This window comes from Paenibacillus sp. FSL H7-0357 (assembly GCF_000758525.1).
GTDB lineage: Bacteria > Bacillota > Bacilli > Paenibacillales > Paenibacillaceae > Paenibacillus_AQ.
On record NZ_CP009241.1, the window covers coordinates 1,207,234 to 1,228,085 of the forward strand.

Annotated in this window: 18 protein-coding genes; 14 read left to right on the forward strand and 4 right to left on the reverse strand. The window is 50.6% G+C overall.

Going from position 1 to position 20,852, the window contains the following annotated elements:
- The first annotated feature begins 13 nt into the window (after positions 1 to 13).
- From H70357_RS05335 to H70357_RS05370, 8 genes are all read left to right on the forward strand, one after another.
- On the forward strand, positions 14 to 1,018 hold the full coding sequence (locus H70357_RS05335) for an ABC transporter permease (RefSeq protein ID WP_038586600.1): 1,005 nt from the start codon (positions 14 to 16) through the stop codon (positions 1,016 to 1,018).
- An 11-nt stretch (positions 1,019 to 1,029) separates the two neighbouring features.
- Positions 1,030 to 1,923: a nickel transporter permease gene (gene nikC / locus H70357_RS05340; protein ID WP_038586603.1), complete on the forward strand. Its 894-nt coding sequence runs from the start codon at positions 1,030 to 1,032 to the stop codon at positions 1,921 to 1,923.
- Positions 1,924 to 2,134: 211 nt separating this feature from the next.
- Positions 2,135 to 2,917 (forward strand): molybdate ABC transporter substrate-binding protein, encoded by a 783-nt coding sequence (gene modA, locus H70357_RS05345; RefSeq protein ID WP_038586606.1) that lies wholly within the window; start codon positions 2,135 to 2,137, stop codon positions 2,915 to 2,917.
- A gap of 31 nt (positions 2,918 to 2,948) precedes the next feature.
- Positions 2,949 to 3,611, forward strand: a complete 663-nt coding sequence (gene modB, locus H70357_RS05350) for a molybdate ABC transporter permease subunit (protein ID WP_038586608.1) — start codon at positions 2,949 to 2,951, stop codon at positions 3,609 to 3,611.
- Between the two features lie 180 nt (positions 3,612 to 3,791).
- Positions 3,792 to 4,358 carry an RNA polymerase sigma factor gene (locus H70357_RS05355; protein ID WP_038586611.1) on the forward strand — a complete coding sequence of 189 codons (567 nt, stop codon included), beginning with the start codon at positions 3,792 to 3,794 and terminating at the stop codon, positions 4,356 to 4,358.
- The gene (locus H70357_RS05360; RefSeq protein ID WP_038586614.1) at positions 4,358 to 4,669 is read left to right on the forward strand and encodes a hypothetical protein; all 312 of its coding nucleotides are present in this window, start codon (positions 4,358 to 4,360) and stop codon (positions 4,667 to 4,669) included. Before H70357_RS05355 ends, H70357_RS05360 begins: the two co-directional genes overlap by 1 nt.
- A 64-nt stretch (positions 4,670 to 4,733) precedes the next feature.
- Positions 4,734 to 5,117, forward strand: coding sequence for a hypothetical protein (locus H70357_RS05365; protein ID WP_038586617.1), 384 nt, complete (start codon positions 4,734 to 4,736; stop codon positions 5,115 to 5,117).
- A 5-nt stretch (positions 5,118 to 5,122) separates the two neighbouring features.
- Complete coding sequence (locus H70357_RS05370) at positions 5,123 to 5,509, forward strand: hypothetical protein (RefSeq protein WP_038586619.1); 387 nt, start codon at positions 5,123 to 5,125, stop codon at positions 5,507 to 5,509.
- Between the two features lie 25 nt (positions 5,510 to 5,534).
- Here H70357_RS05370 and H70357_RS05375 read toward each other — a convergent pair whose 3' ends face one another.
- Positions 5,535 to 6,542 carry a substrate-binding domain-containing protein gene (locus tag H70357_RS05375; protein WP_038586621.1) on the reverse strand — a complete coding sequence of 336 codons (1,008 nt, stop codon included), beginning with the start codon at positions 6,540 to 6,542 and terminating at the stop codon, positions 5,535 to 5,537.
- Positions 6,543 to 6,663: 121 nt separating this feature from the next.
- Complete coding sequence (locus tag H70357_RS05380; protein WP_038586623.1) at positions 6,664 to 7,437, reverse strand: polysaccharide deacetylase family protein; 774 nt, start codon at positions 7,435 to 7,437, stop codon at positions 6,664 to 6,666.
- Positions 7,438 to 7,632: 195 nt separating this feature from the next.
- On the opposite strand from H70357_RS05380, the gene H70357_RS05385 reads away from it, so the two are divergent.
- The 3 genes from H70357_RS05385 (at position 7,633) to H70357_RS05395 (ending at position 15,799) form a co-directional block, all read left to right on the forward strand.
- Positions 7,633 to 9,042 carry a deoxyguanosinetriphosphate triphosphohydrolase family protein gene (locus H70357_RS05385; protein WP_038586625.1) on the forward strand — a complete coding sequence of 470 codons (1,410 nt, stop codon included), beginning with the start codon at positions 7,633 to 7,635 and terminating at the stop codon, positions 9,040 to 9,042.
- Positions 9,043 to 9,460: 418 nt separating this feature from the next.
- The gene (locus H70357_RS05390; protein WP_052091839.1) at positions 9,461 to 13,753 is read left to right on the forward strand and encodes a glycosyl hydrolase; all 4,293 of its coding nucleotides are present in this window, start codon (positions 9,461 to 9,463) and stop codon (positions 13,751 to 13,753) included.
- A 270-nt stretch (positions 13,754 to 14,023) separates the two neighbouring features.
- Positions 14,024 to 15,799, forward strand: coding sequence for a methyl-accepting chemotaxis protein (locus H70357_RS05395; RefSeq protein WP_038586627.1), 1,776 nt, complete (start codon positions 14,024 to 14,026; stop codon positions 15,797 to 15,799).
- A gap of 140 nt (positions 15,800 to 15,939) precedes the next feature.
- On the opposite strand, the gene H70357_RS05400 is transcribed toward H70357_RS05395, so the two are convergent.
- Positions 15,940 to 16,896, reverse strand: coding sequence for a D-2-hydroxyacid dehydrogenase (locus tag H70357_RS05400; RefSeq protein WP_038586632.1), 957 nt, complete (start codon positions 16,894 to 16,896; stop codon positions 15,940 to 15,942).
- A gap of 126 nt (positions 16,897 to 17,022) precedes the next feature.
- On the opposite strand from H70357_RS05400, the gene thpR reads away from it, so the two are divergent.
- From thpR to H70357_RS05415, 3 genes are all read left to right on the forward strand, one after another.
- Positions 17,023 to 17,592: an RNA 2',3'-cyclic phosphodiesterase gene (thpR, locus tag H70357_RS05405; RefSeq protein WP_197073654.1), complete on the forward strand. Its 570-nt coding sequence runs from the start codon at positions 17,023 to 17,025 to the stop codon at positions 17,590 to 17,592.
- Between the two features lie 82 nt (positions 17,593 to 17,674).
- Positions 17,675 to 18,565: a cell wall hydrolase gene (locus H70357_RS05410; protein WP_038586635.1), complete on the forward strand. Its 891-nt coding sequence runs from the start codon at positions 17,675 to 17,677 to the stop codon at positions 18,563 to 18,565.
- Positions 18,566 to 18,686: 121 nt separating this feature from the next.
- Positions 18,687 to 19,370, forward strand: a complete 684-nt coding sequence (locus H70357_RS05415; RefSeq protein ID WP_038586637.1) for a metal-dependent hydrolase — start codon at positions 18,687 to 18,689, stop codon at positions 19,368 to 19,370.
- A gap of 105 nt (positions 19,371 to 19,475) precedes the next feature.
- Here the strand turns inward: H70357_RS05415 and H70357_RS05420 are convergent, their stop codons facing one another.
- Complete coding sequence (locus H70357_RS05420; protein WP_038586640.1) at positions 19,476 to 20,663, reverse strand: UDP-N-acetylglucosamine--LPS N-acetylglucosamine transferase; 1,188 nt, start codon at positions 20,661 to 20,663, stop codon at positions 19,476 to 19,478.
- Positions 20,664 to 20,852 lie beyond the last annotated feature (189 nt).

The following is a 20,852-nucleotide window of genomic DNA, read 5'->3' on the forward strand; positions in this document are numbered from 1 at the left end:
TAGGTGAGCTGATTTGAACTCCTACCTATTAAAACGTGTAATGGTTTTAATCCCGGTGCTGATTGGGATGACAATCATTGTCTTCTCTATTATCCATGCGATTCCGGGAGATCCGGCAGAGACGATTCTGGGACAAAAGGCAACGGAGCAGTCCAAGCAGGCGCTGCGGGAACAACTGGGTCTCGACAAGCCATGGCTGCAGCAGTATTTCAATTATATGGGCGATTTGCTGCAAGGCGATTTGGGTACCTCGATCCGTACCAAAACGCCAATCGCCAAAGAAATTATGCCTTATCTGGCCGCTACCCTGGAACTTACGGCGGCGAGTATGCTGTTCGCCACTGTTGTGGGAGTCAATGCCGGTATTCTAAGCGCCTGGCGGCAAAATTCATGGTTTGATTATACCGCAATGATTATAGCGCTCATTGGTGTGTCCATGCCGATTTTCTGGCTTGGTCTGATGGAGCAGCTGTTATTCTCGCTGAAATTACACTGGCTGCCCTCCATAGGCAGGATGGACCAGCGCAATCCGGTGGAGAGCATCACCAATCTCTACGTGATTGATACGATACTGGCAGGCCGCTGGGACCAGTTGTGGACGGTTGTTAAACATCTGATCCTGCCAAGCATTGCACTGGGCACGATTCCTATGGCGATTATCGCCCGGATGACCCGCTCCAGCATGCTGGAGGTAATGAATTCGGACTACATCCGTACGGCAAAAGCCAAAGGGTTATCGCAATTTCTCGTAGTATACAAGCATGCGCTCAAAAATTCGCTGATTCCTGTATTGACTGTGGTGGGGCTGCAGACAGGCGCTCTGCTCGGCGGGGCGGTGCTGACAGAGACGATCTTTGCATGGCCGGGTGTGGGAAGATATATATTTGAGGCGATCAGCTCGCGTGACTATCCTGTCATTCAGACTGGCATTCTGATTATTGCTTTTATTTTCGTAATCATTAATCTGCTTGTGGATCTGCTCTATGCCGTCGTTGATCCACGCATCAATTACAAGTGAGGGGTGAATCTGTGGCACAGGCAACAGTTAACGTAACGCCCCCGAAGGTGCCTGCCGAAAAGGGCTCCGGACCTTGGCATGATGCGTGGAGGGCATTCCGCAAGAACAAGACGGCTATGCTCGGGCTCTGTATTATTTTGTTTTTCGTGCTGATTGCGCTGTTTGCTCCGCTTATCGCGCCGTATAGCTTCAAGGAGCAGGAGCTGGTGAACCGGCTGAAGGCACCGTCGGCTGACCATTGGTTCGGCACGGACGATCTGGGAAGAGATCTGTTCAGCCGGGTCCTGTACGGTGCCCGTATCTCGCTTTGGGTCGGGTTCTCTTCAGTGATCGGTTCTATTATTGTCGGCACGTTTCTGGGGGTTCTAGCCGGATTCTATGGCAAGTGGGTAGACATGCTGATCTCCAGAATGTTTGATATCCTCTTGGCTTTTCCGAGTATTCTGCTCGCGATTGCAATTGTGGCCATACTCGGACCCTCTCTGCGGAATGCGCTGCTCGCCATTGCGATTGTTAATATCCCGACCTATGGAAGACTCGTGCGGGCCAAGGTGCTCAGCTTGAAGTCGGAGGAATACATCACGGCGGCAAGAGCGATCGGGATGACGAATACGCGTATTCTGCTGACTCATATTCTGCCGAACAGCCTGACGCCGATCATTGTACAGGGGACGTTGGGCATCGCAACGGCCATTATCGAAGCGGCAGCCCTCGGCTTCCTTGGCCTTGGTGCGCAGCCGCCTGATCCGGAATGGGGCAAGATGCTCTCCGATTCGCGCCAGTTCATTCAGAAAGCGCCATGGACGGTCATTTTTCCGGGGATGTCAATCATGTTGACTGTACTCGGATTCAACCTGATGGGAGACGGACTGCGCGATGTGCTTGATCCGCGGATGAAGAGTTAAAATAACGAAGTCCAGGGAAGCCCTTAGGCGTTTACACGCCTGGGGGCTTTTTTGCTATGAAGCCCATTATAAATAAAAATGTATGTTAAGGTGTAATCTGTATCAATCATAACTAAATATAAGCAAACATAACCAAACGTATAGAAAAACGAAAAAAGGTATGCTAGAATATCATCTAAATATACAAGATATATAAATGGGAGGAATGGAAATGTTCAAGAAATTAGCGTTGGTTGTCATGACTGTAATGCTTGCTGTGGGCTTGTCGGCAATACCTGAGAGACAGGCAGAGGCGGCGAAGAAGAAAACCGAAATTATTGTATCTGCCGCAGCCAGCCTGCAGGACAGTCTTGACAAGATTGCCGTTCTTTATGAGAAGCAGCATCCTGATATCGACCTCGTCTTTAACTATGGCGCTTCCGGTACATTGCAGAAGCAGATTGAACAAGGCGCTCCGGCCGATCTGTTCTTCTCAGCAGGAGATAAGCAAATGACAGCGCTGGTGGATGGCAAACTCATTTCAGACCATACGGAACTTCTAAAGAATCAGCTGGTTCTCATTGTGCCTTCGGATTCCAAAGCCAAGATTACAACAATCACACAGCTTACAGATAAAACGTTCAAGAAGGTTGCTGTCGGACAACCGGAATCGGTGCCGGCGGGCCAATATGCGCAGCAGTCATTGACTGCGAAGAATGTATGGGACACGCTGCAGAGTAAACTGGTATTCGCCAAGGATGTCCGCCAGGTGCTCTCCTACGTGGAAACAGGCAATGCTGATGCCGGATTTGTGTATAAGACGGATGCCCTAACCTCCAAGAAAGTGAAGATCGCCCTTACTGTAGGGGCACAGGTGCACAAAGCAATCAATTATCCGGTCGGGATCGTTAAGGATTCCAAACATCAGGCAGAGGCCAAAGCATTCTATAACTACGTGCAAGCCAAGGCGGCAAGCGATATTTTTACCGGCTACGGCTTTCAGCTTGCCAAGTAATTCTAATCGAACTTAAGCGGGGTGAAAGCGGATGGAGATCAATTGGACTGATTTTTTCGCCCCGGTCTGGCTTTCGGTCAAAATCTCTGTAATCACGAGCATCATCGTATTCCTTCTGGCAACCTTCGCGGCCAAAAAGATGGCGGGCCGGAGGTTCCCCGGATACAGTCTGGTCGAGACCATTCTGCTGCTGCCGCTTGTACTGCCCCCTACCGTGGTCGGCTTTGTGCTTCTGGTCATTTTGGGACGTCGGAGCTGGATTGGCAGGTTGTATGAGCAGTTCACAGAGCATACCATTCTCTTTACCTGGGGGGCTGCCGTTATTGCTGCGGTGGTTGTGGCCTTTCCGCTGGTCTACCGGACCGTTAAGGCCGGATTTGAGGATGTGGAAAAGGATCTTGAGGATGCGGCGCGTGCGCAGGGTGCCAGTGAACTGCAGGTGCTGCGTTATGTAACGCTGCCGCTTGCCAGCCGTTCTCTGGCTGCAGGGTATGTGCTTGGCTTTGCCCGCGGGCTTGGTGAATTTGGAGCTACGATCATGGTAGCAGGCAATATTCCCGGCCGTACACAGACGGTGCCCACCGCCATATATGTGGCCGTCGACGGCGGCGACATGACGCTCGCCTGGATGTGGGTATGCTCGATTATCGTAATCTCAGCCGTTATGCTGATGTTTGTCAATCGCCGTTCTTGAATGTAAGTATGCGGATAACCTCCGGTTTTGCCATCAAGCATCATGGCGAGACCGGAGGTTATTTACTATGATCATAGAGAAAACAGAACATTTGAGGACGGCTAATAAATGATTATGTGAAATTTCGAACAAAGCCTGGAGTTCATTCGTAATGTTAATTGAAAGGGTGGGCGGGGGCACATGATTACCGATAAACAACTCATTGAAGGGTGCCGGTCCGGCCGCCGTGAAATGCTGGGACTGCTCGTCGACAGATACAAGGATGATTTGTACCGGTTTTGCCGCCACCTTACCCTGAATGCCCAGGATGCCGAGGACCTGTTTCAGGAGGTGTGGGTCCGGGTCATCCGCAAGCTGGAGAAATATGATTGTGAGCGTTCCTTTAAAGCCTGGCTGTTTCAGGTTACGGTCAATCTGCATAGGGACCGCTACCGCAGATGGAAAAAATTCCAGCACCGTTTTCTGGGTGAGGCATCTTTCCAGGCGGATTTCCTGAACATCCGGGATTCCTCGCCTCTCACGGAAGAGGCCTTGCTGCGGAATGAACGGAACGCCGAGCTGGAGCAGGGGCTGCGTGCGTTATCCAAGCGGTATTTGGCGCCGCTGGTTCTCTATTATTACAACGAATTCAGCTATGAGGAGATTGCGGAGATGCTTGGCATTCCCGTGGGAACGGTCAAGTCAAGGCTCAATCAAGGGAAGAAGCTGCTGCAAACCTCCATGCAGCATGTAAAGGAGGGAACGTAATGAATGAAGAGGAAGTGCAGGATCAGCTGCTAAGCCAATATTTTAATGAACCGGCCCTGGCTCCTCCCCGGCTTGTTGCGGATACGCTCCGGAAAATAACGGCTGCAGAAAGATTGGGAAGAAGCATTATCGCTGTCGTGGGGATTCAAGTTATTGTGCTAATGCTGCTGGGAGCCTGCGTGCTGACGGGTCCTCTTCCCCTGCTATGGAAGCTGGCCCTGCTGCTGGCCTTCGGTCTCGTTCAGACATCTGCTGCCGCAGCGCTGCTGTTCTGCCTGTCCGGCAGATCGGGTGCAGCAGCCCGGGCATGATTTTTCAGGTATATGGGGCAGGCGGACACCAGACATCCGCATTATTCTCAAAGGAGGACGGCATATGAAGAGACATAAGCCGCTTGGCAAATTGCTTTTTTGGGTGCTTACAACCGGCTTCTTGCTTACTCTGGCCTTAATGGGATATTGGATGTTTCCCTATATGTCGGATGTCCTTAGCGAGGAACGTGGCTGGTTTTTGTTTATGGGGCTGGCCGTGCTGCTGCTCATTGGTTTGAATGGAGCTATAGCCGTATTCATCTACAGGGATGCTTCGCGTATGGGGATGAACACATGGTTGTGGATGACTGCTGTAATCTACATTCCCAATTTAATCGGGCTGCTGATCTACTTTGTGGTCAGACAGCAACACAAAAGAGACGGCGGCGTGAGTGCTAAAGAGGAATATTGCCCGCATTGCGGGCACATGATTAGAACCGGGGAGTGAATGAAATGAACAAAAAGTGGAGCTTGCTGATACTCGCAGTACTGACATCAGCTTTGCTGCTTACGGGCTGCGAAAAAAGGCTGATGTTCGTTGGATCAAGCAGTGGTAAACAAATTAAGGCATCCTATAAGCTGCTGTCAGGTACGGAAACGAAGACGCTGAAGCTCAAAGAAGGGGAAACTTTGCTGCTGGATTATACCTCCAAAGTGGATAAAGGCAAGCTGTCCATGAAGCTGTATGATCCCGATCATGAGCTTGTGAAAGAGCTTCGTACGAATGAGGCTGCAGAAGAGAAGGTGGAGATTGAAAAGGACGGCAAATACAAGCTCGAAATTGTCGGTACCGCGACCAAAGGAAGTTATAAAATCCTATATTCCACTGAAGCCGAGTAGGAAGGGCCGTCTGGCTGCGTTCTAATTAAGTCTCGTAAATGACCCTTCCGGTATCGGTAAGGTCATAGCCGTGAATGGAGCTGAGTTCGTTCTTGAAAGCCGATGACCGTAAAATGTCGATGACTGTCCCGATCCATTGCTCATGCTCCGGCTTCTTGATCATTACAAGATCATAACGCTCCTGAATGAGCGGAATGAATTCAATGCCGTCAATAATCTTGGCGGCTTTTTCTGTGCCGATGCCGACGTCAGCCTCACCCCGTGCCACCATTCCGGCTACAGCCAAATGGCTGTTCTCTATAGTGTCATAACCGCTTAACTGGGCGGGTTGGATACTGTGCAGGCGCAGCTGCTCGTCCAGCAGCACCCGCGCACCGGAGCCGCGCTCGCGGTTAATCAGCCGGAGGCCCTTCTGCTGGAGATCCGACCAGTCACAGATGCCCTTCGGATTGCCCTTTAGCACGTAAAATCCTGCACTTCGCGCCAGCATATGCACCACTACATAGGAGAAGCCGACAAGCAGCTTGCGGATATAGGGCAGGTTATATTCTCCTGTATCTCCGTCTAACAGGTGGGTGCTGACAATGTCAGACTCCCCATGATACATCGCAATCAGGCTGTCCAGACTGCCGGCATAGGAACGAAGCGGCCGGGAAGAGGGCTGGCTGCGCTCCAGGTGGGTAGCCAGAATGTCCAGCGACATATCCTGTCCGGTAATGACCACATTGACTCCGGCGGATTTACCGGTAAACGCAGGCGGCTGGGAAAAGTGCAGCGGTGCTGTAAAAGTGGCTGGCGGCAGCGCAAAGGGAGTATGGGGTAATGCGGTTGCATCACCAGCAGGAGGACCGGCCGAAGCTCCGCTGCGCGAATTCTGCTTGTAGGCCTCCAGATCGGAGAGGTCGACACGCATTTGCTTACCGACACGGTAAGAGGGCAGCTCGCCCTTTTTGATCAAATCATAAACCTTGAGCTTGGATATCTTCAATAACCGGGCGATTTCCTCGGTAGTATAGGAAGTGTTCTCAGACATGGATAAAGCCTCCTAAAGGATGGACTGCAGCAGCGATCATAAAGTCATAATAATAGCTCAAGACTACCTTATTTTGAGGTCAATCGCAATTAAAGAGCCACGGAGAGGCCGGCAAAAGTATTCAAAAAGCAAGATGTTGGCCTTGCTTCACCTGCTGTGCATCGGATAATTCAATCAGTTCGGAAACGGTGACGAACCGGAAGCCCCGTTTTGCAAGCTCGGGCAGGATGATTTTGAGCGCTTCGCCCGTCTGCGACTGTCCGTGTACATAATCATGGAACAGTACGATATCGCCGTTTTTTGCATTGCGGATGACTTTGCTGTAGATACTCCACACGCCAGGACGGTTCCAGTCGCGGGTATCCTGATGCCAGGACCACAGCACCGGCTTGAGGCCCATATTGTTGGAAACATCAATCAGCGTATCATCATACATGCCGCCAGGCGGTCTAAACAGGCTGCTGTGTTTGCCTGAGATCTTTATGATTTCCTTTTCGGTCAACTCCAGCTCCTGCAGAATCTGCTGCTCGGAAATAGGCTTCTTGAAATACACATGGTTGTAAGTATGGTTAGCCAGCTCATGCCCCTCGGCAATCACCTGCTTGGCTACCTCGGGATAGGCGGCGATTTTTTTGCCGATAGCAAAAAAGGTGCATTTGGCATTGTATTTATGCAGTACATCCAGAATCTGAATGGTCTCGGAAGGATCGGGTCCGTCGTCGAAGGTCAGTGCTATTACTTTTTGACTGGTGGGAACTTCCCAGATCATGTCTCCTCGCTGCTCATAATAATAGCGGTTTTTAATATTTGGACTGGCTAGTGCGATGTTAGTAAGCCCAAGCAGAAGCATGAATGCTGTTATTGTGGTATAGGTTATTCTGCGGCCTGTTTTCATAAGATTCACCTTTCACTCCATACATGACCCCTGGCAAAGGTACCGGGTTATTTTGCTTTAGAATGCTCCATGCACCTTACAAACTATTCACTGCGGCCGGGCAGTTGCTTAACTTTCTATTTTAGAGTGAAAGTTCTGCCGAAAATGACTTATAATGAAGTACTAAATACAGATCAATGGATAGGGGCAGCGGATATGACACTTATTGAGAAAAGAGAGCATCGGCAATATCCGGAGATTACCCGACTGGAAACCTCTAGAGCCGCATATGAGCGCGATTATTCGCGCCTGATTCATTCGCCGACTTTTCGCCGGCTGCAAGGCAAATCACAGGTGTTCGGCGCCGGAACCGGCGATTATTACCGCACGCGCCTGACTCATTCCCTGGAAGTAGCACAAATTGCCCGTGAAGCCGCCAAGAGCCTGCTGCGCTCTTACCCGGAGGTGGAAACGGGGCAGGCGGACAACCCGGGTCTTGTAATCGATCCCGAAGTGGTGGAATGTGCAGCCATCGCGCATGATTTCGGCCACCCGCCATTCGGCCACAAAGGGGAAGAAGTGCTCGATAATATTTTGGAGCAGCTTGTGGCCAAAAAGACTGAGGAGGAAGCGCTGAAATCCGGCGCGGGTCCGCTGCAGAGGCAGACGATCCACGAAAATCTGAAACGGCAATATGAGCATTTTGAGGGCAATGCCCATAATTTCCGGCTGATCATGTTTCTGGAGAAGCGCGAGAACATCGACGGCCTGAACCTTTCCGACGCAGTGCTGCTGGGTATCAACAAGTATCCTTTTCCCGGCACGGTACTCAAGAAAGGCATGTATCTTCATGAATGGGATTATATCAGGGAAGTCCGCAAGGAATGGGGGGTGCCGGAAGGCAAGAAGACGCTGGAAGCCCAGCTTATGGACCTCTGCGACGACATCGCCTATTCCGCCCATGATTTGGAGGATGGCATAAAGGCCGGCAAAATCGAGGTCCATGAGCACTTTATGCATGATGCCTATATCCAGCGGCTGATCGTCGAGAAGATTACCACGCTGGAGGATTTGTTCTGGGAAGGCTGGAAGTCAGAGGCTATCCATGCCAAAGTCGAAGAGGTGCTGAGCTCATTCCTGCGGGTATGGATGGAGAAAATGCCGACCTGTGAAAATGATTACTCCCGCACCCGGCGTGAGGTTAAAGCCTACTGGGTCAGCACCTTTGTCGCCAGCTTAGGCGTGATTCACGACGGAGACTGGAAGAAGGTCACCTTTATCAAGGAGGACAAAGAGGATGAGGACATGCTGCGGACGGTCAGTGTGCTCAAAAGCTTCGCCTGGGTCACGATGATTCGCGACCTGCGTGTGCAGCGGCTGCAGAAACGCAGCGAGTGGATTTTGCGGCGGCTTTGGGGCGCATTCCTCGATCCTGAAACGTCGAAGGCGATTATCCCGAGTGACTGGCTGCAGCGTTTTGAGAAGGATCAGCGGTCGCAGAGGCCGATCTGGACGTGGGAGCATATGGTGATTGATTATATTGCCGGAATGACAGATGCTTTTGCCGAGAAAATCTACAATGAGCTTTATGGTCTGAAGGTCGGTTCTATTTACGATCTGGACTAGGACAGGCAAAGCTTGGATAAGAAGACTAAGAAACGCTAAGAATGCTACCTTTTAACATAAACAGGGCTCTCCAGGGAGTCCTGTTTATGCGTTTTCTGGTCTTTGCTTTTGATTTCTGGTCCCTGTTTTAGAATTCTGGTCTTTCGTTGCTGTATGTTGTTATTTTTTTGTTATTATATATTTGGTGATGATATGAATGAGTGTAGTTGATTTTTAATTTCTGGAGTACCTAAATAATCCTTGTTAATTAAGGTTTTTTGTTTATGTGGTGTGAGAAAAAGTTTTGGATTGAAAGAATCAAGATTAAATTTAAAGTATTTATTTAATTTTGTTATTGTTTATTTATTATAATAATGCTAATATTACCGGGGAGTTATCGTTATAATTGAAAGCCCTTACACAAAAGGAGGATGAAGTCTTGAAGAAGTTTAAGAAGAGTTTCCTGCTGTTTCTTACGGCCCTCATGATGTTTTCGATGGCTGTACCTGCACTGGCCGGCAATGCCCGCCAGGAAAAACTTGCAACCCACTGGGCCAAAGAGAGCATCGCGAAATGGCAGGGGAATGGAGTGCTGCAAGGATATCCGGACGGCAGCTTTAAGCCCGATAACAATGTTACCCGCGCTGAGATGACGAGTATTATTAACAAGCTTTTCGGATTTAGTGCCTTGCCCGAATCCAATTTCTCGGATGTGCCGGCAGGCGCATGGTATGCCAAAGATCTGGCTGTAGCGAAGCAGGCCGGTTATTATAAAGGCTTCCCGGACAACAAAGCGAAAGCGGATACAAAGTTGACCCGCCAGGATACTGCTGTATTGCTCGCTTCGGTCTTTTCGCTTACACCGGGCAATGGCGCTGCTGCTCTTGCTTTTACGGACAGTGCCGGCATCAGCCTGTATGCGAATGAGGCGATCCAGGCGCTGCAGGGGACTTTGAATGGTTATCCGGACGGATCCTTCCGGCCTGACCGCCTTATCACAAGAGCAGAATTGCTCAGCATTGTCGACAGGCTGGTCAGCCGCTACTATCACGAGGCTGGAACGGTTGCCGGGGGCGACATTCAGGGCAATGTTCTGATCAACCGCAGCGGAGTACTGCTAAAGGATGCCCGTATCTCGGGGAATCTGTATTTGGCCCCTGGCATTGAGAGCGGAGAAGCCACTCTGGAGAATGTAACTGTTCAAGGCGCGGTTTATATTTCCGGTGGTGAGAATTCGATTCATTTCAACAACTCCAAGCTGGCGTTGGTCAACCTGAATCGTCCGGGCGGGAAAGTCGGCATCATTGCTGAAGGCCATACAACGATTGCTCAGCTGGCTGTTGAAAGCGCTGCAATTCTTGAGGTGGGCGCAGAAGCGGAGATTGCTGAGGTTGTCATCGGCAGCGGTGCTTCCGGTACGGCGGTAACAGGCAAGGGGACAATCAGCAAGCTTGATGTTCGTGCTTCTTCTGTCAGTTTTAACGGGCAAGCATTGACGACTGGAACCTTCTCGGTAATGAATGGCGGATTTACGACCTCTGGCAGTACAACAAACGGAGCCGCCACCGGAACCGTATCCGGCTCTAATGGTTCAGGCAGCACTGGAGGAGGTGGAACTGGGACGCCTGCCGTTACCGTCAACATTGCTGACCCGGCTGCATCCGCCGCAACGAAATCCCTGTTCGCTTATCTGGATGAAACCAGCGGCAAACAGATTATGTTCGGGCATCAGCATGATACGACCGTATCTTTTGCCGGCAAGGATAAAGCGGGGACTGTAATCTCGGATGTGTACAGCTCGGTAGGCGATTATCCGGCTGTGTTTGGCTGGGATACGCTCAGCCTGGACGGATACGAAGCTCCTCCCGGAGTGAGCGGGAATCATGAAGCCAGCAGGCTGGGTCTCACCGCTGCGATGAAGCAGGCACATGAGCTGGGCGGTATCTTGACGCTGAGCACGCATCCTTATAATTTTGTGACTGGCGGAAGCTTTAATGATACGGGCAATTCCCCCGGGGCAGCCTCATCGGTAGTGGCACGTATTCTGCCGGGCGGTGATAAGAACAGCGGATTCAATACCTATCTCGACCGGATTGCCGACTTCGCGAGCAATCTCAAAGATGACGACGGCAACCTGATTCCGGTGTTGTTCCGTCCGTTCCATGAGCAGAATGGAGGCTGGTTCTGGTGGGGGGCGGCAACGACTACAAAAAGCGAATATGCTGAGCTGTACCGATACACCGTTGAATATCTGCGGGACATTAAGGGAGTCCACAACTTCCTGTATGTATTTTCCCCGAATGGTCCGTTTAACGGCAACGAAAGTGAATATTTGACGACTTATCCGGGCGATCAATATGTGGATATTCTCGGTATGGACCAATACGACAACAAGGACAACGCAGGTTCCGAGTCTTTTCTGAATGGCCTTGTGAAAGATTTGAAGATGATTTCCGGCCTGGCTCAGGATAAGGGTAAGATTGTGACCCTCTCGGAATACGGATACAGCGCCGCAGGAATGAAAACAACGGGAAATAATGAGCTGCAGTGGTTTACGAAGTTATTGAACGCCATCAAGGCGGATCCGGATGCGGCGAAGATTTCCTACATGCTGACCTGGGCCAACTTTGGCGAAGGCAATAATCTGTATGTTCCTTACAAGAATGTTCCGAATAAAGCCGATCACGAGCTTCTTCCGGACTTTGTGAATTTCTATAATGATGCTGCTACTGCCTTTGCGGGGGATGTGAAGGATGACAACAAGTATTCCCGTGCGGTCAATGCTGCAGTGAAAGAACCGTTTCTGCATATCGTTACACCGAATAATATCGGTACAGTAACTGAGGGCACGACAGTCATCCGTTCGAAAACGGCTAATTTCACACCGGTTAAGGTCACTTATACAATCGGAAAGTCCACAGTTGAACAAGAAATGACACTGGGAGCGGACGGCTATTGCGCTGCGGTCTGGCAGCCGGATTCCAGCTTGAACGGCAGTTCCACCGACATTACGGTAAAAGCTTATGGACCGGGTGACACGCTGCTTACGCAAAGCATCTCCGTATTTGTGAAGATCGGCGAGGTGCCGGTAAAAGAGATCAAGTTCAACACGGCTGATGATCTGCAGCTCATCCAGAACAATGGCAGCTGGTCCGGTCTAGCTGGAAACGGCGAGACGATCAAGACGGAGTTCAAGCATGCGGTTCTGGACGGAGACGGAAAGCTGAATCTGAATATCTCGGAAGGATTGGCCTCCGGGGATACCTGGCAGGAGCTGAAGCTGCAGCTTACATCTGCGGCACTGGACGGGGTAGACCTGGCCAAAGTGGGCCGTGTGAAATTCAATCTGCTGATTCCTGAATCTGCCCAGAATGAAACCGGAAATGCCGCTATCCGCGGCGTTGTTCAACTTCCGGAAGATTGGAATACCAAGTATGGCATGGATTCCAGTTATAAAACGTTATCCAGCCTGGAAAAAGTAACGGTGGACGGCTCGTCATACTACAGGTTTGCTGCCTCTATTGACTTAGATAATGCCGAGAAGTCTGCAGCGGCAGCCGGTCTGGCCATTTCCATTGTAGGGAGCGGACTGGTCTCTGAAGGAGCTCTGCCTATTTATGTAGATGATATCAGCCTTTACAATACCTACCGTGCGCCGGTAGCAGACCATGCGCTGGTGGATGATTATGAATCCTACGGTGCAAGCGATGATGCACTTGCGGCAAAATATCCTAAAGCCGGCGGCGACGATGTCAGCGTAGCTTTAAGCGCGGAACGCAAAAATACCGGCGGTTATGGATTGAAAATGCACTATAGCATTGATAGTGCCGGTTATACGGGAATCGGTAAGAACCTTGGTTCCCTGGATTGGTCCACTTACAACGCGGTCAGTCTGTGGGTTGCTTCCGACGGCAGCAGCTCTTACGCGGAAAAGGGAGAGCCGCTCAAGCTGGTTGTCCAGCTGGTCATTGACGGCGGATATTTCGAAGCTTATCCCGTGATTACTCCGGATCAGAACGGACAGGTTGTATTAAGCCTGAAGAATTTGACCGAAATGAGCTGGGGCAAAGGCGGTGCGCTCACAGAGGAAAGACTGAAGCAGGTGCAAAACTTCAATCTGTATGTGAACGCTATGGATGGGCAGTCCCATAAAGGTGTTCTATACTTTGATGACATTAAAGCGGTATATGACCCGGCACTTCCGGATATGTCCGGGGAAACTGGCGGACAGCCGGATGCGCATGCGCCTGGAGTTCTGTACCAGTTCAGAAGCGCTGAAGATATCACAGGCTGGGTGACGGCAAATGATGATCAAGCGGGCGCCAAAGCTCCGGAATTTTCGGAGGAGGAGCAGGCGGTTGGCGTTCAGTTCGATCAGGTTGACAACGGCTCCTTTGAACTCGCTGTAGATCCGGTGAAGCTGAATATTGCGGGTCTCCATACGATAAACGCAAAGGTCAAACTGTCGGGCGGCGCGGCTAAAGCGCGCTTGTTCATCAAGACAGGAGCTGGCTGGGTATGGTCGGACAGCGGAGCGCCCCTAACAGTGGACTCCAAAGGGTATACAACTTTGAGTATTTCGTTGCCGTCCGCCGCTGAAGCAGCAGGGGTTGACCTGACTGCCGTAAAGACGATCGGCATCAAGCTTGAAGGGATCACAAACGGCGAAGGAACGGCGGAGTTGTATCTGCAGGAAGTGATGCTTGCCGCAGCCGGGGCAGATATTGATTAACCGGTTTCAAATGAATAAGGCTAAAGACTCAAGGTGAAAGCCAGCAGACTCAGCGGCGTTGCAGAAGACCCGAAGCCCCTATACGGTGCGCTTTGGGTCTTTTGGTATGTTCTAAAGAGACAGCAATGAATATCTTACATTATATAAATTTCTCATTTCAATCTGCCGAAATAAAAGGTAGATCTGTTTGTTTGCCCATTCTTGAAAATGAAATGTAACAGATTGGAATTACATGTAAGGTTTTCGGAAAAGTTTGAGGAGGATGCGCAAATGAGAAAGGATCTGGGACTTAAGGGATCTGTACACAAATTCGTTAATGGGACATTGAAGGGGGTAACATCCAGGGGGAAGCAAAGCATAGGCTTCAAAATAGCTTCCGGGTACGTTGTTTTGGCTTTGCTGGTCTTGATTATCGGAGGAACCTCCCTCTATTTAATGAACGGTATGCAAAAGAATACCGGAAATATTGTTGAACAAATGGTCCCTGCGCTGGAAGAAATACATAATGTCAATTATTACACCGAACATATCATGGCGGTCAGTATGCAGCATATTTTAAGCACCGATGCTGCACAGAAAAAGAAGCTGGAAGCAGAACGTGACCAATTTATCCGTAAAGTGGCCGAATCTATGACCAACTATAGAAATACGCTGCGGGACAAGGATCAGAAGGAGCTGCTGCAGTCGCTGAATCATAAATGGGATGAATTTATGACTATTAACAACCAGGCGATCAAGCAGAGCGGTGCAGGCGACGAAGAACTGGCACTGGAGGTCTCGCAAAAAGGGATTACGGCGTTTAATTCGATGCAGACCGATATGGATGCTCTGGTTGATCTCAGCCAGAAAGCCGCATCTGAAGAGGGCGAGCGTTCCGTTGAGATTTTTCATACTTCCATTATTGTGAATCTGATTACTGTAGTGGTAGTGCTGGTTGTGATCGGTCTGATTAATATGGTTATCCGGCGCACAATCATCAATCCGCTGAAGCAGGTAACCGTTCATTTGCAACAAATATCAGGCGGTGATTTGACGTCAGAGGATACCTTGATCGCAAATCAGGATGAAATCGGTTTGCTTGCCAGGACGGTAAACGATACGAACCGGACATTGCTGGAGATTGTGAGTCAGATCCGTAGTGTTTCCAGTATTATCGCGCGGCAGGGGGATGAGCTGGTCCGCAATATTTCCGATACAAAGGAGGGCAGCCAGCAGATTGCCCTTACCATGGAGGAGTTGGCCAAAGCTTCTGGAAGCCAGGCGGAGGCAGCTGTAGAAGCATCCAAAGCGATAGAGGATCTGAATATGCTGATTGAGGCCTTTGCAGTCAAAGGAATGGATCTGTCGCTTCATTCCGGGCAGGTGCGGACAAAGGGTGACAGAGGCAAGCAATTAATGGAGAGCTCAGTGGCACAAATGGGGCAAATCGCCGAAGCCGTATCACAATCCATGGAAACGGTGGAGGAGCTGAACCGCAAGAATGAGGGGATCTTCCGGCTGGTTGGCTCGATCCGCAGCATTTCCGAACAGACGCATCTCCTGGCAATCAACGCTGCGATTGAAGCAGCCAGAGCCGGAGACAGCGGGCGCGGATTTGCGGTTGTGGCGCAAGAGGTGCGGAAGCTTTCGGAGGAAGTGCAGCGGACGGTATCGGAAATCACCGGGATTACGCAAGGCATTCAGCTGGACTCCAAAGAGGTGGTCGAGCATTTGCGCATGGGGGTCATGAGGACAGAAGAAGGCAGCCGGCAAATTGCTGAGACAGGCGAAGCTTTGGATGACATCAACAAATCGGTGCATGTGATGTCCGGCACCATTGAAGAGATGGGCGGTAATCTTCAGCAGATGACCGCAGCAAGCGAAACGATGAACGAGTTCAGCCAGCATATTTCAGCCCTAGCCCAGCAATCGGCGGCAGGTGTGGAAGAAACCTCAGCTTCGGCCCACGAGCAGCTCAGCGCCACCAATGAAGTTGCAGCTGGCATAGGGCAGTTGAAAACACTGCTGACCGAGCTTAGTGAATCGGTAACTCGTTTTCAGGTATAAGAAGACAGCCCCTCACGGGTTCATTTACGCAAGGAGTAAATGTGCCTGTGAGGGGCTGTTTGTGCTTGTACTTGTTATAAATGTGACGGCAGAAGCTTGCTGCACGTTGTTTGGCCGCCAGTCAATAGAGTGAGCTGCCGTCAGTACTGGCGGCTATAGTCAACCCTATTGCGCGAAGGGGCGCCATCTTGCAGATAGGACTGCAGGTTGTCTGTGAAAATATCAACAACGCGGTCGGCATACCGGTCTGTTGTGCCGGCACAGTGCGGGGTGATTACCACCTGCTCCATTCCCCATAACGGATGATCCTGCGGCAGGGGTTCGGTCTCAAAGACATCCAGCCCCGCTCCGGCCAACTGGCCGCTCTTCAGCGCGGCCATCAAGTCTTCGGTATGGGTGGTGGCTCCCCGGCCGATGTTGATATAATAAGCGCCTTGCTTGCAGTTGGAGAAGATTTCCGCATTAAACAACCCTTGTGTTTCGTCGGTGAGCGGCAGCGTGTTGATCACGAAATCGCCTTGGCGGACTGCGTCAGGCAGCTCGTCAGTGGTGTAGACCTGGTCAAAATCGGCAACCGGTTTACCGGAACGGCTTATGCCGATGGTCTTCATCCGGAAAGCCTTGGCGATTCTTGCCGTTTCACTGCCGATGGAGCCGGTGCCGGCAATGACGGCTGTTTTGCCGGTTAATTCACTTTCATTGCCTTCCGAATGCCAGCGGCGGTTCTGCTGGTTGCGTACGGCTGTATGCAAATTACGGGTGAAGAGCAGCATAAAGCCAAAGATTACAGCTGTGATCGGCTCGGCGTGAACGCCACTGGCGTTCGTGAGCAGGATTCCGCGCTCCTCCAAACGATCAAGCGGGAGTTTCTCTACACCTGCCGACCAGGTCTGAACCCAACGCAGCGGTGAATCCGGCCGCAGCAGCGTGTCGCTGATGCCCTTGCCCCAGCCGATTACAATTTCTGCATTGGCCAGAAGCTCCAAATCCGGATTTTTGGCGTTTCCCAGTGTGAGGGTATAACCTGGGGCGGCATCGAGAATGAGCTTCTGCTGCTGGGATGTAAGGGGCTGTAAACAAACAATGGATTTCGTCATGATGGTTCCCTCCCGTTATACTTTTTTATAGGATTGGCTGATAATGTATAGAATAAGGATAACAAATCTGTCTGGAAAGGTGAAATTTTTATGGAGCGTAATAGGTCTGAGCGAGATATGGAGCGCTTGTTTATTGCCGTAAAAGTCCCTTCAAACCTGAGTGGATTATTGGAAAAAGAGTCTGAAAAATGCTCCGCAAAGCTGAAATTTGCAAAATGGACACATTCTGAAGATTATCATATTACCCTGCAGTTTCTCGGTGACACACCCAGAAAAGAAATTCCTGCACTTCTCAAAGCGCTCGAGGAAATATCCGGAAAGAGCAAGCCGTTTCGATTAAGCTTGGAGAACTGGGGGACCTTTGGTCTTCCGCATGCGCCTAAGGTGCTCTGGGCAGGGGTTTCCGGCGAGCTTGCGAGACTTGCGGAACTGCAGCGGGACGTGGTTAATGCGACTTCTGGCTTGGGTTTTAAAGCCGAGACAAGGGAGTACAATCCCCATATTACCCTGGCCCGGAAATACCGGGGCGAGCAGCCCTTCAGCGCCGAAGAGCTGCCGGATTTACGTGACTGTGGAGGAGAAAAGGAGAACAATTGTTCGGAAAAGGACTGGACGGTAGATGCTTTTGTGGTGTATGCTACTAGAATGCATGCCATTCCTATGTATGAAATGATTGAAAAATTGACATTTTTCTAAATTAAAATCGACAAGAAAGTTTTCAAAGCTTCCATTTTCGGTTACATACAATAGGAATGTGCCGTAAAATAGGAGGTAAAAAATGGTTATTTTTAAACAAAATCGCTGTATTGCGCTGCTCGTTGGCGTTATTCTAGTGTGTTTCTCTTCAATAAGCCTGATGAACTCCGAGCGTGTATCAGAGGGCAAAAATACAGTACCAATGAATAAATTACAGACAACCCATGCATCTGCCGCATCTGTCCTGTCGCATCCTGCCACAACCGGCGCCAAGAGGATAACCGAAACACCCAAACCCATGCTCTACACCACAGTTGCTGGTCTGAGGCTTAACTGGAACAGCAACCCAGCCGTGAATTGGTTCACTCCCGATAAGCTGAAGCCGCAAAGCGCAGCCAAGAAGGTAACCATTCAGACTAAGGCTACTGTGGTGAAGGCACCGCCGGCAACAGCGCAGAAAGCGCTCGGACAGGCGGCAGCCAAGGGGAGCCAGACCGTAAAACAATCGAAAACGGCATCTCAGCAACATCCCCCCGCTAAATTGTTCTTCTCCCGGACGCAGTTATTAAGCCAGGAACAGCAAGCGCAAGCAACCTGGAGCTACGCCGTATCCGATGAAGACCTGCTACTGCTGCAAAAAATCGTTATGGCAGAAGCAGAAGGCGAACCGTACCAGGGCAAGGTGGCAGTTGCCAACGTTGTTCTGAACCGGCTGCGGTCAGCCAATTTTCCCGACACCATTTATAAGGTCATTTATCAGAAAAGCCAGTTCAGTCCTGTGGCAAACGGGCGTCTTAAACGTGTCAAACCTAATAAGGACAGCATTAAAGCGGTAAATGCTGCGCTCTCTGGAGTTAAAGAGGTGACGGATGATACGTATTTCTTCCTGTCGCTGAAGCTGGCACAGGATCTGACGGTCCACCATTCGCAGGAGTACGCCAAGACCATCGGCAATCATACCTTTTATAAATAATTTGATTTCAAAGAACGAGAAGCATAATTCCGCAAAACTTAGCGAATGCTTTCGAAGCCAGTTTTGCTGCACAGCCATTCCAAGAAGTATAATTCCGCAAAACTTTTAGGAGGATCACTCTATGAAAATCACCTATTACGGTCATTCGGCGCTGCTTGTTGAGACGGAGGAAGTCAAGGTTATTATTGATCCTTTTTTGTCGGGAAATCCGAATTCGGGGATCTCACCCGATGAGCTTTCGGTCGATGCTGTTCTGCTCACCCACGGACATTCCGATCATTTTGGAGATGCGCTGGAGATTGCCGCGAAGAATGACTGTCCGATCTTTGCTGTCTATGAACTGGCAGAATATTGCCGCATCAAAGGTGCGCAGGTCAAACACATGAATACCGGCGGCAGCCATACCTATAAAGGAATCACCGTGAAATATACCCAGGCCTTTCATTCCTCCTCCATTACAGAAGGGGATACCTGGATTTATGCCGGACAACCGGCGGGCATTCTGCTCACCATCGGAGGCAAAACCTTATTTCATGCCGGAGACACAGCATTGTTCGGAGATATGCGTCTGATCGGAGAACGAAACGCCATTGATATAGCGGCGCTGCCTATCGGGGACATGCTTACGATGGGGCCTGACGATGCGCTGCTGGCGGCAAGATGGCTTCGTGCGGACAAAGTGATTCCGCTGCATTACAATACATTTCCGGCGATTGCCCAGGATGGCGCAGAGTTCTGTGACCGGCTGCGGCAGGAGGGGATTCAGGGCTATCCGCTGCAAGCAGGGGAAAGTATGGAAATCTAAACTCCCGCTGACGGTATAATAAAAGAACCCCCAATCCATACTTTAACGGATTGGAGGTTCTTTTGGCTTTGCAGTTCAGGCAGAGCTGGCGGCAAACATTCGAGCTTAAGGGGTAACATAGACGGCCTCTTCATTGCGGGCCGGTGTCCGCGCTCCCCGCAAATCGGTTCTTCCATCAGCCGGTTTGCCCAGCAGCTGCAGTACCGTAGAGGCGCAATTATGCGGTTGCTGGCGCTCTGGAGCCAGCCGGCGCTTCCGCAGCTCCTCCAGTCCGGCATATTCACGCAGCAGGAGGGAGAACCATTTGTCCACGACATTCGAATCCAGCACCTCGGCTAAGCCAAGCTCCACGAAATACTGGCAATTCTTCTCTTCCTGGCCGGGAATAGCGCTGTAGAAGAGCATCGGTATTCCTTTGGCCTGGCCTTCCGTGCAGGTCATTCCACCGGGCTTCGTAATCAGCAGATCGGAGGCGTCCATCAGCTTGTTGATTTCACTGCTGTAACCAAGTATCCTCACGTTGGGATGGTTCAGCAGGGGATTGGCCTGCATCTTGGCCACAAGCTTGTCGTTGCTGCCCATGCAGAAGATCAGCTGGATATCATCCATTCGGGCCGTGAGCGAGTCCATAACATCCTTGCCGAACATGAGTCCCCAGCCTCCGCCCATAATGAGCACGGTAGGAATATCGGCGAGCCCGAGTTCCTTGCGGAGCTGCGTCTTGTTGGAACGCTCCCAGAACTTCGGATGCACCGGTATGCCGGTGACCGTCACAAGCTCGGGAGATACCCCGCGGCCGGTCAGAATTGATTTTACCCGTGGAGTAGAGACTAGATACCGGTCAGCTTCAGCGTTGACCCAGGTGGCGTGTGCGTCATAATCCGTTATGAGTGTAAAGAGCGGGACATTCAGCCCTTGCCGCTTCAACCTCGAAATGACGGCTGCGGGAATGGGATGTGTGCAAATAATTAAATCCGGCTTAAGCTGCTCGATAACCTGTAAGGCATGTGTATAAAAAACCCGGTGAAGCGCAAGCTTCGTCAACCGGTTCAGTGATTTATTGTATTGGGTCTTATACATCATGCCAACCAGCTTGGGCTGGCTGCTGACTGTTTTACGGTAAGCGGAAAGAATCCAAGGAGCGACCGTAGGATTCAGGAATTTTCCCAGCTCGATGACCCGGCATTGTACATCCGGATTCAACAGCTTTATTCCTTCGGCGAGAGCATAGGCTGCCCCTGTATGGCCCGTGCCGAAGCCTTCCGAAAACAGCAGTACTCTTTTCTTTCGCATAAGTTCACCTGCTACTTTCCTTCATAGGTAGAATTGCGGGTTCTCTTCTTTGGCGGATTGGAGATACCTCTATATAATCATCTCTTCTATTATACAGCGAAATTAGCTGTTAATCTCATAATATAAGACTATGTGTGTCCGGCCATTCTATTCTTCCATTTCCCGCAGGGAAACCGCCCTTTTTCAAAG